Genomic DNA, 12482 nt, shown 5'->3' with positions numbered 1-12482 from the left:
TTGCGGAGCATGTGCGCGATCGCGGTGAAGCGGTCGGCGAGACTCTGTGCGAGGGGGTTAGTGACCTGCTCCATGTGCCTAACATGGCATAGGAGGGGGTGGGTGCGAAAGGGGCAAAATTAGGGTGGTTGGGTAGGGCTGGGCAATGGTTGCCACGATGGCTTGTGCTGTTATTGTGACTATGGTTAAGGTTGGGGTGGGTTTAGACGGGGTCTTGATGTTAATGCGTTGGTATTATCGTCAGAGTGATTGCGCGTAGCCGTGGGCAATGCGATTTCTTCGTTTGGCATGAACGCCGCGCCTGATCACGTGATGGCGTGGCCGCGTTTGGTGCTGGGCGATTGGCATATTCATGGCAAATTTTTGATTGTGCCAGCCTCACCGGATACGGCGCGGTTGCAAACATTTCAGATTATGCAATTGCCGTTGCGCGGTGGCCTTCCGTCGATGTTATTCGAGCAGTTGCTGAAGCGAATTCGCGATTATAGCCAGACGGACGGGCTTTATGGCGGCGCTATTCATAAGCTTCGGGAGTTTTATTTTTTTGGTCTGGGATAATGCCGCAGAGTGAGCCGCGGGTGTTGGTTGAGCGGTTGGGCCGCGATACGCAGAACGGTGCGTTGGCGGTATTTTACCTGGAGGATGATCCACGGTTCAATTTGGTGCGCCCCCGTCCCGAGCCAGCGCCGCTGCCGAGTGGCGATGTTGCATCCTGGAGCCGCAAGCAACGGATTATGGCGATGTTTGCGGCGGTGCCGGCGGCCGCGGCAGCGGCGTTTGGCCCGGCGATCGGCGAGCAGTTGCGGGCATTTTTTTCGCTGCGCAATCTGGAGGTTGTGGCGGCGATTTTTGTGGTAGTGATTGTGGCGCAGGCGGTGCCGGTTGCCGATGGTGCGGTGGATATTGCGCTGTTTTCGCTGGCGCTGGCGCAGTTTGGCTGGTCCGGGGTTTTGACGCTGCGCGACCTATTCGCGGCGGTGGTGATGGCGGCGAACGCGAAGAATCAGGCGACGATTGATGCGGCGGCGAAGCGGGCGGCGGAGGGGTTGGTGTCGCTGGGGGTTACTGCGCTGTTGGCGGCGGTGATGGAGCGGTTTAGCGAGGGAACGCTGCCTCAGAAGGGGGAAGAAGTCGTCGCGCCCGGGCGGGTCAGGAATCATGAAAAAATAGATAAAAATATTCAAAACGGAGGTAGTAAGGTTGAGAACTAAACAATTTTACCGAACGATCAGAAGCTTTGGCGCATAGATGGCAGAGGAACTGATGATATTTTTGAAAACGGCTTCAACGCTAGAGGAGAAGACACAGATATACAAAATTATGTAAACACTAACTCACCAAGTATATTTATAGGAACATCAACAAATCCAAATATTTTGCAGAATCCTGATTTTGGATTACCCGGAAAATATTTTTATCAGATTGACGGTTCCGGTTTAGAAATTGTTAATATTAATCAAGTCTATCCAACAAATCCGTTTTCAGATGAAGAAGAGATGGCGATAATAGGTAAAATTCCGATAGAATCGATTGTCGGTGCGCAACAAATACTACCAAATGGTGATTTAGGTAGTTTCATAATGAATCCCAACTATGGTGGAAACCCATAATGATTGATAAAAATAACCGTGAAGTGAGAACGCCGCCTACTGATAGTAGGTTGATTGCTGCGGCAAAAAAGCAACCAAATAGTTGGGTATACGATGTAGATTTCCAGTACTCGGCAAGGGAACGCACGCCACCTGAAGCAATTATTGGGGCTTGGGAAGTAGATAAATATGGATATCTAACTGGTGTATTTATGAGAAATCCAAACTATCGTCCAATTGAGATATGCGATCGGAATCTGCCAAAATATATGCATGCTGGCGCGAGGCATAATCCTAATAAATGGGTTGCAGAAATTGCTCCTGATGCAGAATCTATGTTTCCGAATATCCCAGAAAATAAGATTGTTGGTTGGTGGTACATCGACGAAGATGGAATTCTAACAAAACAATTTAGACCTAACTCTAAATTCCAAAATCAAGATTCACGGTAAGCCAGCTCGCCCTTGTCGACTCAGAGGCCTATACCTTCCGTAAGGTCGAGGGCATAGCGTCGAAAGCACACGACCGATTCGGGCATTCGCGCCGTCGAACGAAATTATGTCGGGGTCTTCGAGGAAGCCGATCAGGTGCGTGCGACGAAGGGGATGTGATGGCCGGGGAGTGTTTGCAGCAGCCAGCCATTTTGCCGGGGTAGGTTGCTCTTTGCGCCGGTCATGGGAATTGACGCTTATCCGGTGACGGTTTGAGCTTTGGGCTGCAGTTTCCGTTCGCGGATTGAGCGGGGATTGCAGGAGCGAGGTAACTGTTCGCCGCAGACCGTTTCGGGATTTCGTGAGCTTTGGGCGGGCTTTCAGGTGCGCTGGCTGATTGCCCAGGAAAGGCGTTCGCTGATCTGGTTAGCTGGATATTTGTGGAATACGGCCATCTGTTGCGCGTATTTTTTCATCGGTTTTGCCCGTATCCGGCGGAAAAGCCACCTCTACCTGCGCTGGTGCTGAGGCTTGATCTGCCGACGCCTGATTTTATGGCGTTCAAGCGGTTGCTGGATGGTGCGGGATGATTGAGATTGCACCGGTGATGATATTGGGAGAACATCCCTCAATGAAGGAGAAAATGCCGATGAAACCGCCTCGTCAACCTTTAACGGATGAGGAGTTAAAAAACCTCTCCGTCAGGGACCTTATTCGGTGGCAACTAACTGACGACGAAACATCGAGGTTACGTCAAATCAACGAACTGAAAAGACAAAAACGCAAAGAATTTTCCAAAAAGCTTCGGATCGAGGAAGAACCGCTCCTGGCTGATCTTCGTGCGATTGGTTGGGATCCGGGTGTGGATTCAGTCTGGGATTTGGTGAATACAGCCGAACCTTATCCTGAGGCCATTCCGATTTTGCTCCGGCATTTAACGCGACCTTATTCAGACCGGATTAAGGAGGGGATTGCGCGTGCTTTGGCGGTGTCCGATGCGGTGGACGCTTGGCCGATTTTGGTCGCGGAATATAAGAAGGCCGAGGAGGGTCAGGAGAACGGGGTTATGCGCGGGTACAAGGACGGTCTTGCGGTTGCGTTGGCGGCCATCGCGACCGATGCTGTGCTTGGGGAAGTTATTTCACTCATCAAAGACACATCAAACGGGAGCACCCGGATATTTTTCTTAGGGCCGCTTTGCGAATCAAAAAATCCGTTGGCCCGGCAGACTATCGAGGAATTGAAAGATGATCCGGATATCAAGAAAGAAATTACGTTTCTGAAAAAGAAAGAAGCCATGGCGCTTCGCAAAAAGCAGCGCCAAGGCGCTTAGGGGCTGGTGGGTTGTGATTTTGAGTGTTGTTTCATGGTGAAGCTTTGTTTCCGGCGATTCCAGACGAATTGATACGCGGATGGTGGTATGTCGATAATGATGGGAAAATCACAGATTTGTTCCGGGAAAACTCGCTGTGGGAGCCTCCAGAGTAAGATTTAGTGATCGGATATTTCTTTGCCTGATATGGCGGGTCTGCCATTGAGCCAATGGAGTTTTGATGTCGCAAACTGTGTGTAATGATCCATCGCCGCCGGATTTTACGGCGGTGAAGCGGTTGCTGGATGGTGCGGCGTGATTGAGATTACCCAAGCGATGATCGGGCCTGCCGATCCGGTGGCTTCGATTGAGGAGGAATATGCGCAAGCGCTGCCGCGAGTTCGATTTTTGCTGGAGGCGTTTCGGGGGCATGATCCCTCGAACAATACCGCGCATGGGCGGATGGTTTATCAGTTGCGGTGGCTGGAGCGAGAACTGGTGGCGCGGCGGGTGCCAATTCCGCTGGATCGGCGGTGGATTGGGACGTTGTGTTATTTGGTGGGCTCGGGTGAGGTGGATGATAGCAAAGAGATTGCTACGTCCATGGGCGAGTTAACCCGGATTCTTCAAGGTCCGGGCTTGCTGAAGCCACGGCACACGCCGGTGGTACTCTCGATGCTGGATGATTTGATTGCGGCGATGCGTCGCTATGGTGATCCGCTGCTGCTTTCTGAGCAAGAATTGGTTGAGGAATTATCGGCGGTGGCGGCGGGGATGCGGGCGGGCGCGATTATTCCGCCGATTGGTGGAGGGATGAATTTGCCGCCATTGAAGAAAAAAATGCTGGAAGCCAAGAGGTTTAAAGGGGTCTTTCCGGCTCATCCGTCACCAGAAAACTATTTGCAGGTATTTTTTAATCTCTCGAAGCCGTTGTTTGGTGGTTGGTGCCCGTACCCAGCGAAAAAGCCGCCTCTATCTGCGCCGGTGCCGGGGCTTGATCCGTCACCGCCGGATTTTACGGCGGTGAAGAGGCTGCTGGATGGTGCGGCGTGATTGAGATTACCCAAGAGATGATTGGGCCGGCTGATCCGGTGGCCTCGATTGAGGAGGAGTATGCGCAAGCGTTGCCGCGGGTTCGGGGCGAGCGAGCGGAAGCGGAGCGAAAGAGCGGAAATACGGTGCCAGATGGCCCACTTGGGCGAAAGATCGAAGCGGGCGTAGTCGGGGGCGCCGAGGGTTTTGCGGAACAGGAGCAAAAGGGTGGTGTTGGCGTGCGGTGGTTCCGAGATGATGGGGTGCTCAAGCGCATCCCATCCTACGCGCTGGAATTGGGTCAATTATTATCGTTGAATTATTGGATATGGTATCCCGTAGGGGATTCGAACCCCTGTTGCCGCCGTGAAAGGGCAGTGTCCTAGGCCTCTAGACGAACGGGACGTTGGAGAGCCACATATGCGGAAATTGCGGCGGCATCAAGCGGGGGGGCGATTTTTTTGTTTGATCGCGTTTGCCCGCCGACCGGTGCGGCAGGCATCCGAGCAATAGCGCACCTGATCCCAATCGCGCGCCCATTTGCGGCGCCAGGTGAATGGGCGCTTGCAGGCCTCGCAAATTTTTTGCGGAAGATTGGCTTTGGCGATCATGGCGCGCCGCCCAGCGTGATGGTCCCGGTGATGGCACCGGTGCGCGGATTGATGAGAACGATCTCACCGCCCTGGGGCGTGCTGACGCGCACGGCGAGGTTATGGCCCAGGGCAATGACGCTTTTGATGGCGCCACCGTTCGGCGCTGGAATGCCTGTGTGAAACGGGGCGGTTGGCCGTGCTGCGAGGGGGCTAGGCTCTGGCTTGGGTGCGGTGGATACGGCATAGAGGCGGTGAATAATCACGCCGATCACCATTGCCGTGCCGATGATGATCAGCACGCCCATCCCAATCACCAACGCCTTTAACCCGCGGTAACTCTGTGTCTGATCCATCGCCCTTGGTCTCCGATTCTTTGCCATCAGCTTCTTTGCCATCAGCGCCGCCGCCCGGCCCGTTTTTGGCCGAGGCCGCGGATGCGGGCATGCGCCTTGACCGCTTTATTGCCGCAAGGCTGGGCAGCGTGTCACGGGCGCGGATCAAAAATCTGATCGAGGCGGGTGCGGTGAGCATGGCGGGCATGCCCATCACGGCACCAGCGACGGCGGTGCGAGCGGGTGCGGTATACGCCATTGCGATGCCTGCCCCCGAGCCTGCGACACCCGTTGGCCAGCCCATGGCGCTGACGATTTTATATGAGGATGCCGATTTGCTGGTGCTCGACAAGCCGGCTGGGCTGGTTGTGCATCCGGCACCGGGTAATCTGGATGGCACCTTGGTTAATGCGTTGATCGCTCATTGTGGCGACAGCCTGACCGGCATTGGCGCGGAGCGGCGGCCCGGCATTGTGCATCGTCTGGACAAGGACACGTCCGGCTTGATGGTGGTGGCGAAGACCGAGATGACCCATGTGGCATTGTCGGCGGCGTTTGCGGCACGCGATATTGACCGGGCCTATACGGCTGTTTGCTGGGGCGTTCCCGGTGCGCGCGAAGGCGAGATCGAAGGCGATATTGGCCGCGATCCACGGGATCGCAAGCGAATGGCGGTGGTCACGCGGGGCGGAAAGGCCGCCCTGACGCGCTATCGGGTCGAGGAGAGTTTCGCGGCCTCGGCTTCGGTGCTGACATGCCGGCTGGCGACGGGGCGAACCCATCAGATCAGAGTACATCTTGCTGCACGCGGGCATCCATTAATTGGGGACCCGGTTTACCTGCGGCGCATACCCGCAATGGCCGCCCGGTTTGATCCGACGCTGCGGCGGGCTTTGCTCGATTTTCCGCGACAAGCGTTGCACGCGCATCGGCTTGGGTTTCGCCATCCGCGTTCGGGGGCGGCGTTGAGCTTTGAGACCCCCCTGCCCGCCGACTTGGCTGATTTGCTGATTTTGCTACGCAGTTGCGAATTTTAATCAGGACCGCGCAAGTCCATTTTCTTGACAAAGCCCGATATTCCCTTTAATGCGGATTTGTCTGGGTTGAGAGAGACCCAAAGCGTTCTTGCTCGGGAGTTACTGCCTTTTTAGGGGTTCTCGCGGGTTCGTGATACGTCAGGAGCGCTGACTAGTGTATGATGGTCATATATTGATTCTGTCTGAGTTGCCGGTTCGGATTGGATGCGTCCTGCATCTGGGAGCATTGTTCAGTCCGTATTCGGCACGAAACAAATGGACGAAGGGAGTAGCCCGATGGCCTCTGGAATCGGTTCGCTCGCCCCCACCGAGGGCAACATGGCGCGGTATCTGCAAGAGATCCGCAAATTTCCGATGCTCACCCCTGAGGAGGAGGATCGGCTCGCGCGTGCCTGGCGGGATCGCGAAGATCACCGGGCTGCGCACAAGCTGGTCACCTCGCATTTACGCCTCGTGGCCAAAATCGCGATGGGGTATCGCGGTTACGGCCTGCCGGTCTCCGAGCTGATTTCGGAAGGCAATGTCGGCATGATGCAGGCGGTTAAACGGTTTGATCCGGAACGGGGTTTCCGGCTGGCGACCTATGCGATGTGGTGGATCCGTGCGGCAATCCAGGAATATATCCTCCATTCCTGGTCGCTGGTGAAAATGGGCACCACGGCGTCGCAGAAGAAGCTGTTTTTCAATCTCCGCCGGCTGAAGGGCCAGATGCGCGCGATTGATGATGGGGATTTGCAGCCCGAGCAGGTGGCGCATGTTGCCCGCATGTTGGATGTGCCTGAGCAGGATGTGGTGAGCATGAATCGTCGCCTCGCGGCGCCGGATCATAGTTTGAACTCGCCGATCCGGCTTGATGGTGATGGTGAATGGCAGGATTGGCTGGTCGATGACAGCGAGAGCCAGGAAACCATGATCGGCGATCATGAGGAAATGACTGGGCGGCGGGCTTTGCTCGCGACGGCGCTGAAAACCCTGAATGATCGTGAGCGGCATATTCTGATTGAGCGGCGGCTGAAGGATAACCCCACCACGCTCGAAGATTTGTCGCAGCAATATAATATCTCACGCGAGCGGGTGCGCCAGATTGAGGTGCGGGCGTTCGAAAAGCTGCAGAAATCGATGAAGGCGCAAGTTGCCGAGCAACGCGCAGATCAGCGGCAAGCCGTGCTGAGTTTGGCGGACGCGTAACGCCGATTTATCGGAAAATAAAAGACGGCCGACCCGATCAAAGGTCGGCCGTCATTTTTTTAGGCGTTTATTGCGCCTTTTTTTGTGCTTGGATTTGCTGAAGCTGCTCAGCATTCAACTGTTCGGCGGTGAGTTTTTTCGCCTTCGCCACCTTCTTTTCATGAACGGCGAGTTCATGGCCGGCAATGCAGCCGCCAATCGCGCCGAGAATCGCGTGATGATGCGCCTCATGCCCGGCGACGGCGCCGACAACGGCGCCTGAAACGCAGCCAACCGCTTGGGCTTGGCCGACAAAGAAGCCCAGTAGCCCCAGGGCCAGGGTGGTGCGGAGAAGAATTGATTTGGTCATGGGTAAACGCTCCTCATAATGATGAGGTCTGCGTATCATAACGGTAACGATCTGTCACGTATTTGTGATGGTGGGACGTTCAATGGACGGCGGACCACACCCCATCCGCTTCGACCGCCATGGATTCCGCCTGAAGTTTGAGCAAATGCGCCAACACATTGCGCTCGGCGGCCATTTTCAGCATCGGATGCTGTTTGGCGTAGAGCGTTGCGGCCAGATCGGGGATTGTGGCTGGTTGGGTGCGCAGCGCATCGAGGATCGCGGTTTCACGCCGATGGCGGTGCGCAAGCATTTCCGCCACCAGCGTGCGCGGTTGCCAGAGCACCGGGCCATGACCCGGCAAATAGGCGACCTCGTCACGGGCGAGCAGCAAATTCAGGCTGGCATAATAGGCCTGCATGTCGCCATCCGGCGGATTGACGATCGAGGATGACCAAGACATCACATGGTCCGCGCTGAACAGAATTGTGCCGGTATCCGGGGCCTTCCAGATATAAGCCAAGTGATCGCTGGCATGGCCGGGCGTGTGCAGGGCGAGCAAATCCCCGATTGCATCGCCATGATGCAGCGGGATGTCGGGGGTGAATAAAGGCGAGGCCGAGCGGAAATACCCGTAGGTCGGCGCGCCGGTGGCTGCTTGCAGGGCGGCGGTGGCCCCGCGATGATCGTGATGGGTGTGGGATAATAAAATGCGTCGGATGGGTTGATCATGCGCCGCGTTCAGAACGTCCTGAACATGCTGCGCGTCATCGGGGCCTGGATCGAGGATGGTCAGGCCGTCCTCCTGCGCGATCAAATAAGTGTTGGTGCCATGATAGGTCATCACGCCGGGATTACGGGCAACAACACGGCGCACGCCGGGAATGACATCGAGCGGCACGCCACGGGGTGGTTCGTCTTCGGTTAAAAAGGGCATGAGGTCTGACTAAGGCGATAAGAAGCTATCGGCAAGGGCAATAAGCAAGGGGCCTCTTGCCGCGCCGCTTGGGCTGCGCCACATCCGCACCATGGATGAAGGTGACATTGATCCCGAAGCGCCGCTCCGGCGAACGCTGGCGCGCTACCGGGCGGTGGCGACGGGATTATTAGTTTTGATGGCGGCGCTAACCGTGTTGGGTTATGTGTTGCCTGACAGTGTGGGAAGTTTGGCACTGCGCGATGCCGCCAAGGCCGGCTTGATTGGCGGGATTGCCGATTGGTTCGCGGTGACGGCGCTGTTTCGCCACCCGCTCGGCTTACCGATCCCCCATACCGCCATTTTACCCGCGCAAAAGGAACGGCTGGGGGCTGCGTTGGGCCGGTTTGTGGCGAACCATGTGTTCACCGAGGCCGATGTGGCCCGGTTTTTGGCCGGGCTGGACGTACCGCAATTACTCGGGAAATTTTTGGCGGACCCGGCGCTCGCGCGACCCATGGCTGGGGCCATCGCGGAGTCGTTGCCGCGCTTATTGCAATCGATCGAGGATGGCCGCGCCAAGCGCCTGCTGGGCCGGTTATTGCCCCGGGTTGCTGGCGGGCCGGCGGCGGGACGGGTGGTGGCGCGGGCGCTGAGCGCGTTGGTGGAAAGCGGGCGTCATCAAGAGGTGTTTAGTTTCGTGCTTGGTCAGTTGCGCGAGATTTTACGCGCCCGCGAGGCGGATTTGAAACTGATCGTGCGCGATCGGGTGCGCGAGCAAGGCGGTGTGCTGGTCGGCTGGGCGGTTGGGGCCAATATCGCCAGCAAAGTGGTGACGGCGCTGAATGTCGAGCTGGATCGGGTGGGGCCGGATGGATCGGAATTGCGCGACGCTTTCGATGAATGGGTGCATCGGGAAATTGCCCGGCTGACCGAAGACCCCGATCGTGCGGCGGAATTGGGCGGCGTGCTGCGCCGTCTTGCGACGCATGAGAGCGTGCGGGCCTGGGGGGCTGATATTTGGCAACGCTTGCGCACCGTCATCGTGACCGACTCGCGCAAGCCAGAAGGTCATTCAATCGTGTTGATCCAGAACGCGCTGGGCAATCTGGGAATCGTGCTCGCTGAAGACCCGACCGCCCGGGCGCGAATTTCGGGGGCTGCCGGTGCGGTGGTGGCAAGGCTGCTGCCCGCCGCACAGGCTGAGATTGCGGGGTTTATTGGGCGGGTGGTGGGGAATTGGGACGCCAAGACCATTACCGACAAGCTCGAATTGCGGGTGGGGCGCGATTTGCAATTCATTCGGATGAACGGCACGTTGGTTGGGTTTTTGATCGGATTGATCTTGTTTGGGTTGATCCATTTCGGCTTGCATCGCGCGGGTTGAGCGGCGCAGGTCCAAAGGAGCGAACCGCGATGCGCATTCATATTCACGAGCTTGCTGACTCACCCTTTGATCCGATGACGCCAGCCGAGTTCGCCGAGGCCGCTGCATTGGCCGGGCCGATTGGTGCGGGGCATCAGGTGAGTTTTGGCACGAGCTTTGAAGAATTTGCGGAACACGCGCCGATGATTGAGGCGCTGATTGCGGGGCCGCACACGATTCGTGCGCTTGATCTTGGGTTGGCCCCGCATTTGCGGCTGATCCAATCGACCAGTGCCGGTGTTGACCCGCTCGCGCCGTTTGATCGGATTCCAAAGACGGCGTTGCTGCTGAATAATCGCGGCGTGCATGCTGATCGCGCTGGCGAGTTTTCGATCATGGCGATGTTGATGTTGGCGACGCATATGCCGCGCTTTGCCAGCAACCAGCGGACGAAAAAATGGGAGCGGTTGCCGTCGGGCATCATTGCCGGTCGGCGCGCCACCATTATTGGCGTTGGCGGCTTAGGCGGCGGTGCGGCGCGGCGGGCGCGGCAATTTGGCGTGCATGTCACCGGCATCCGATATGGCAGCGTGCCGCATCCCGATTGCGATGAAACCAAAAATATCGATCAACTGGACCAGGTTTTACCCACGACGGATTTGTTGCTGCTGGCCTGTCCGCTCACGGACGCTACGCGCAATGTGCTGGATGCACGGCGGATTTCGCACCTGCCCGCAGGAGCCGGGGTGATTAATATCGGCCGGGGCGGGTTGATTGATCAGGCGGCCCTGATTGCCGCCTTGCGGCGCGGACACTTGGCTGGGGCGGTGCTTGATGTGTTTGCGCAGGAGCCAATCCCGACGGATGATCCGATCTGGGATGCGCCGAATTTGATCATCACGCCGCATATCTCATCGGATGATCCGCTGCGCTATAACGCTGCGACCTTGGCGGTGTTTTTCGATAATCTGCGCGCCATCGCGCAGGGGCGCGTGCCGCCGACCTTGGTGGATCGGGTCAAGGGCTATTAAAGCGTGATTGGGGGTCGGGCGCCGAACAGCGCCGAGCCGATCCGCACCTGGGTGGCACCGCACGCGATGGCCGCCTCGAAATCGTCTGACATGCCAATCGAGCGGATCGGCAAGCCGTGATGGTCTGCCATGGCCACCAAATCGTGGAAATACGGTTTCGGGTCCTGGCCAACGGGCGGAATCGCCATCAGGCCGCGCAATTTATCACCAAATCGCGCCCGCATGGCGGTGATGAATTGATCGGCGTCGGCGCGGGCAATGCCGGCCTTTTGCGGCTCATCGCCGATATTCACCTGCACCAGTAAATAAGGCAGCGTGCCTTCACGGTCGGCAGCGTCGGCCAGCGCATCGGCGAGCTTGGGGCGATCGAGCGACTCGATTTGGTCAAATAGCAGCACGGCATCGCGGGCTTTGTTGGATTGCAGGGCGCCGATACAATGCAGATCGATATCGGGATGGGTGATCCGCAAATCGGGGAATTTGGTCGCGGCTTCCTGCACCCGGTTTTCGCCGAAGACCAATTGCCCCGCCGCGAGCGCCTCAATGATCGCGGCGGCGGGTTGGGTTTTCGAGACGGCGATCAGCGTGACCGCGCGGCCCTGCGCAGCGGCGGCGATGCGGGCGCGCAAGGCGGTGAGTGATGCGGCGATGGGAGTGAGCGTGGTCATGGATCAGAGGTTGATTGCGGATGCGCGGGCGGTCAAGCGGCGGCGGCGCTGCGCGCACCCAACCTTGTGGTTTTTTACCGATTTCCGGCGGTTGCCCGATCCGCTGCCGGTGATTGCCCGACTTCCTGCCGATATTGCGGGCGTGGTGTTTCGTCATGATGATGATCCGGCGCGCGACGCGACGTTGGGGCGGGTGATCAATCTGTGCCGGGCGCGGCGAATCCCGCTGGTGGTGGCGGGCGATGACGCGGCGCCGGCGCATGCCGGCGAGCACCGGCGCCGAGGGGCCGGGCGCCGCATGCCCAAACCGCATGGCTGGATTACCGCTTCCGCGCATAACGGCGTGGAGCTGCGCCGTGCGGCGCGGGCGGGGGCCGATTTGATTTTTCTCTCGCCCTTGTTCGCCACGGCCAGCCACCCCGCGCAAACGGGGCTTGGTGCCTGGCAATGGCGGCAATTGGCGCGGTTTAGCCCGGTTCCGGTGTTGGCGCTGGGCGGCGTGCGCGGGTTGACGCTACGGCAGCTTGGGAATTTTTGTGGCGGTGCGGGCGCGATTGATGCGCTGATCACGGGGTGATTGCGACTGTGTCGTCAAAACAACATTCGTTCAAAAATCCTGAAATTACTGGTCTATGTGGTTGCGCGCTCCCATCGATTTG

General features: G+C 57.8%; 16 protein-coding genes and 1 tRNA gene. 11 read left to right on the top strand and 6 right to left on the bottom strand.

The annotated features are described in order from the left end of the window. Positions 1–288 precede the first annotated feature (288 nt). From ACYUCQ_RS02105 to ACYUCQ_RS02080, 6 genes are all read left to right on the top strand, one after another. On the top strand, positions 289–558 hold the full coding sequence (locus ACYUCQ_RS02105; RefSeq protein ID WP_460252834.1) for a hypothetical protein: 270 nt from the start codon (positions 289–291) through the stop codon (positions 556–558). Continuing rightward, positions 558–1211 (top strand): hypothetical protein, encoded by a 654-nt coding sequence (locus tag ACYUCQ_RS02100; RefSeq protein ID WP_460252833.1) that lies wholly within the window; start codon positions 558–560, stop codon positions 1209–1211. Before ACYUCQ_RS02105 ends, ACYUCQ_RS02100 begins: the two co-directional genes overlap by 1 nt. 3 nt (positions 1212–1214) lie before the next feature. After that, a complete protein-coding gene (locus ACYUCQ_RS02095; RefSeq protein ID WP_460252845.1) occupies positions 1215–1610 on the top strand; it encodes a scabin-related ADP-ribosyltransferase in 396 nt (131 codons plus the stop codon). Beyond that, positions 1610–2041, top strand: a complete 432-nt coding sequence (locus tag ACYUCQ_RS02090) for a hypothetical protein (RefSeq protein ID WP_460252832.1) — start codon at positions 1610–1612, stop codon at positions 2039–2041. Before ACYUCQ_RS02095 ends, ACYUCQ_RS02090 begins: the two co-directional genes overlap by 1 nt. Before the next feature lie 565 nt (positions 2042–2606). After that, positions 2607–3353: a hypothetical protein gene (locus ACYUCQ_RS02085; RefSeq protein ID WP_460252831.1), complete on the top strand. Its 747-nt coding sequence runs from the start codon at positions 2607–2609 to the stop codon at positions 3351–3353. Between the two features lie 294 nt (positions 3354–3647). After that, positions 3648–4385: a hypothetical protein gene (locus tag ACYUCQ_RS02080; RefSeq protein WP_460252830.1), complete on the top strand. Its 738-nt coding sequence runs from the start codon at positions 3648–3650 to the stop codon at positions 4383–4385. A gap of 308 nt (positions 4386–4693) precedes the next feature. Here ACYUCQ_RS02080 and ACYUCQ_RS02075 read toward each other — a convergent pair. The 3 genes from ACYUCQ_RS02075 to ACYUCQ_RS02065 form a co-directional block, all read right to left on the bottom strand. After that, a tRNA-Glu gene (locus tag ACYUCQ_RS02075) sits at positions 4694–4769 on the bottom strand. A 35-nt stretch (positions 4770–4804) separates the two neighbouring features. Then, the gene (locus tag ACYUCQ_RS02070) at positions 4805–4975 is read right to left on the bottom strand and encodes a DUF2256 domain-containing protein (RefSeq protein WP_460252829.1); all 171 of its coding nucleotides are present in this window, start codon (positions 4973–4975) and stop codon (positions 4805–4807) included. Next, positions 4972–5310 (bottom strand): hypothetical protein, encoded by a 339-nt coding sequence (locus tag ACYUCQ_RS02065; RefSeq protein ID WP_460252828.1) that lies wholly within the window; start codon positions 5308–5310, stop codon positions 4972–4974. Before ACYUCQ_RS02065 ends, ACYUCQ_RS02070 begins: the two co-directional genes overlap by 4 nt. Positions 5311–5399: 89 nt before the next feature. On the opposite strand from ACYUCQ_RS02065, the gene ACYUCQ_RS02060 reads away from it, so the two are divergent. Further along, positions 5400–6326, top strand: a complete 927-nt coding sequence (locus ACYUCQ_RS02060) for an RluA family pseudouridine synthase (protein ID WP_460252844.1) — start codon at positions 5400–5402, stop codon at positions 6324–6326. Between the two features lie 276 nt (positions 6327–6602). After that, a complete protein-coding gene (rpoH, locus tag ACYUCQ_RS02055; protein ID WP_460252827.1) occupies positions 6603–7514 on the top strand; it encodes an RNA polymerase sigma factor RpoH in 912 nt (303 codons plus the stop codon). A 67-nt stretch (positions 7515–7581) separates the two neighbouring features. Here rpoH and ACYUCQ_RS02050 read toward each other — a convergent pair whose 3' ends face one another. Further along, positions 7582–7863 carry a hypothetical protein gene (locus ACYUCQ_RS02050; protein ID WP_460252826.1) on the bottom strand — a complete coding sequence of 94 codons (282 nt, stop codon included), beginning with the start codon at positions 7861–7863 and terminating at the stop codon, positions 7582–7584. Between the two features lie 79 nt (positions 7864–7942). Beyond that, complete coding sequence (locus ACYUCQ_RS02045; protein WP_460252825.1) at positions 7943–8779, bottom strand: MBL fold metallo-hydrolase; 837 nt, start codon at positions 8777–8779, stop codon at positions 7943–7945. 91 nt (positions 8780–8870) lie between these two features. On the opposite strand from ACYUCQ_RS02045, the gene ACYUCQ_RS02040 reads away from it, so the two are divergent. Beyond that, complete coding sequence (locus ACYUCQ_RS02040) at positions 8871–10145, top strand: DUF445 domain-containing protein (RefSeq protein WP_460252824.1); 1275 nt, start codon at positions 8871–8873, stop codon at positions 10143–10145. Between the two features lie 29 nt (positions 10146–10174). Then, positions 10175–11155 (top strand): D-2-hydroxyacid dehydrogenase, encoded by a 981-nt coding sequence (locus ACYUCQ_RS02035; protein WP_460252823.1) that lies wholly within the window; start codon positions 10175–10177, stop codon positions 11153–11155. Here the strand turns inward: ACYUCQ_RS02035 and ACYUCQ_RS02030 are convergent. Then, positions 11152–11823, bottom strand: a complete 672-nt coding sequence (locus tag ACYUCQ_RS02030; RefSeq protein ID WP_460252822.1) for a YggS family pyridoxal phosphate-dependent enzyme — start codon at positions 11821–11823, stop codon at positions 11152–11154. The two genes, ACYUCQ_RS02035 and ACYUCQ_RS02030, sit on opposite strands and share 4 nt — an antisense overlap. Between ACYUCQ_RS02030 and ACYUCQ_RS02025 the strand changes: the two genes are divergently transcribed. Next, complete coding sequence (locus ACYUCQ_RS02025; RefSeq protein WP_460252821.1) at positions 11822–12400, top strand: thiamine phosphate synthase; 579 nt, start codon at positions 11822–11824, stop codon at positions 12398–12400. The genes ACYUCQ_RS02030 and ACYUCQ_RS02025 overlap by 2 nt on opposite strands. Positions 12401–12482: the final 82 nt, after the last annotated feature.

The sequence above is a fragment of the Acidiphilium sp. MT5 genome (assembly GCF_054767495.1).
The sequence above is the reverse complement of the archived record's forward strand: the minus strand, read 5'-3'. Positions and strand labels throughout refer to the sequence as shown.

Excerpts from the sequence above, each read along its gene's own strand:
- ACYUCQ_RS02060 (WP_460252844.1), top strand. The coding sequence starts at position 5,400 with ATGCGCCTTGACCGCTTTATTGCCGCAAGGCTGGGCAGCGTGTCACGG.
- ACYUCQ_RS02045 (WP_460252825.1), bottom strand. The coding sequence starts at position 8,779 with ATGCCCTTTTTAACCGAAGACGAACCACCCCGTGGCGTGCCGCTCGAT.
- rpoH (WP_460252827.1), top strand. The coding sequence starts at position 6,603 with ATGGCCTCTGGAATCGGTTCGCTCGCCCCCACCGAGGGCAACATGGCG.
- ACYUCQ_RS02085 (WP_460252831.1), top strand. The coding sequence starts at position 2,607 with ATGATTGAGATTGCACCGGTGATGATATTGGGAGAACATCCCTCAATG.
- ACYUCQ_RS02050 (WP_460252826.1), bottom strand. The coding sequence starts at position 7,863 with ATGACCAAATCAATTCTTCTCCGCACCACCCTGGCCCTGGGGCTACTG.
- ACYUCQ_RS02025 (WP_460252821.1), top strand. The coding sequence starts at position 11,822 with ATGGATCAGAGGTTGATTGCGGATGCGCGGGCGGTCAAGCGGCGGCGG.
- ACYUCQ_RS02030 (WP_460252822.1), bottom strand. The coding sequence starts at position 11,823 with ATGACCACGCTCACTCCCATCGCCGCATCACTCACCGCCTTGCGCGCC.
- ACYUCQ_RS02100 (WP_460252833.1), top strand. The coding sequence starts at position 558 with ATGCCGCAGAGTGAGCCGCGGGTGTTGGTTGAGCGGTTGGGCCGCGAT.
- ACYUCQ_RS02090 (WP_460252832.1), top strand. The coding sequence starts at position 1,610 with ATGATTGATAAAAATAACCGTGAAGTGAGAACGCCGCCTACTGATAGT.
- ACYUCQ_RS02065 (WP_460252828.1), bottom strand. The coding sequence starts at position 5,310 with ATGGATCAGACACAGAGTTACCGCGGGTTAAAGGCGTTGGTGATTGGG.
- ACYUCQ_RS02040 (WP_460252824.1), top strand. The coding sequence starts at position 8,871 with ATGGATGAAGGTGACATTGATCCCGAAGCGCCGCTCCGGCGAACGCTG.
- ACYUCQ_RS02105 (WP_460252834.1), top strand. The coding sequence starts at position 289 with ATGAACGCCGCGCCTGATCACGTGATGGCGTGGCCGCGTTTGGTGCTG.
- ACYUCQ_RS02070 (WP_460252829.1), bottom strand. The coding sequence starts at position 4,975 with ATGATCGCCAAAGCCAATCTTCCGCAAAAAATTTGCGAGGCCTGCAAG.
- ACYUCQ_RS02035 (WP_460252823.1), top strand. The coding sequence starts at position 10,175 with ATGCGCATTCATATTCACGAGCTTGCTGACTCACCCTTTGATCCGATG.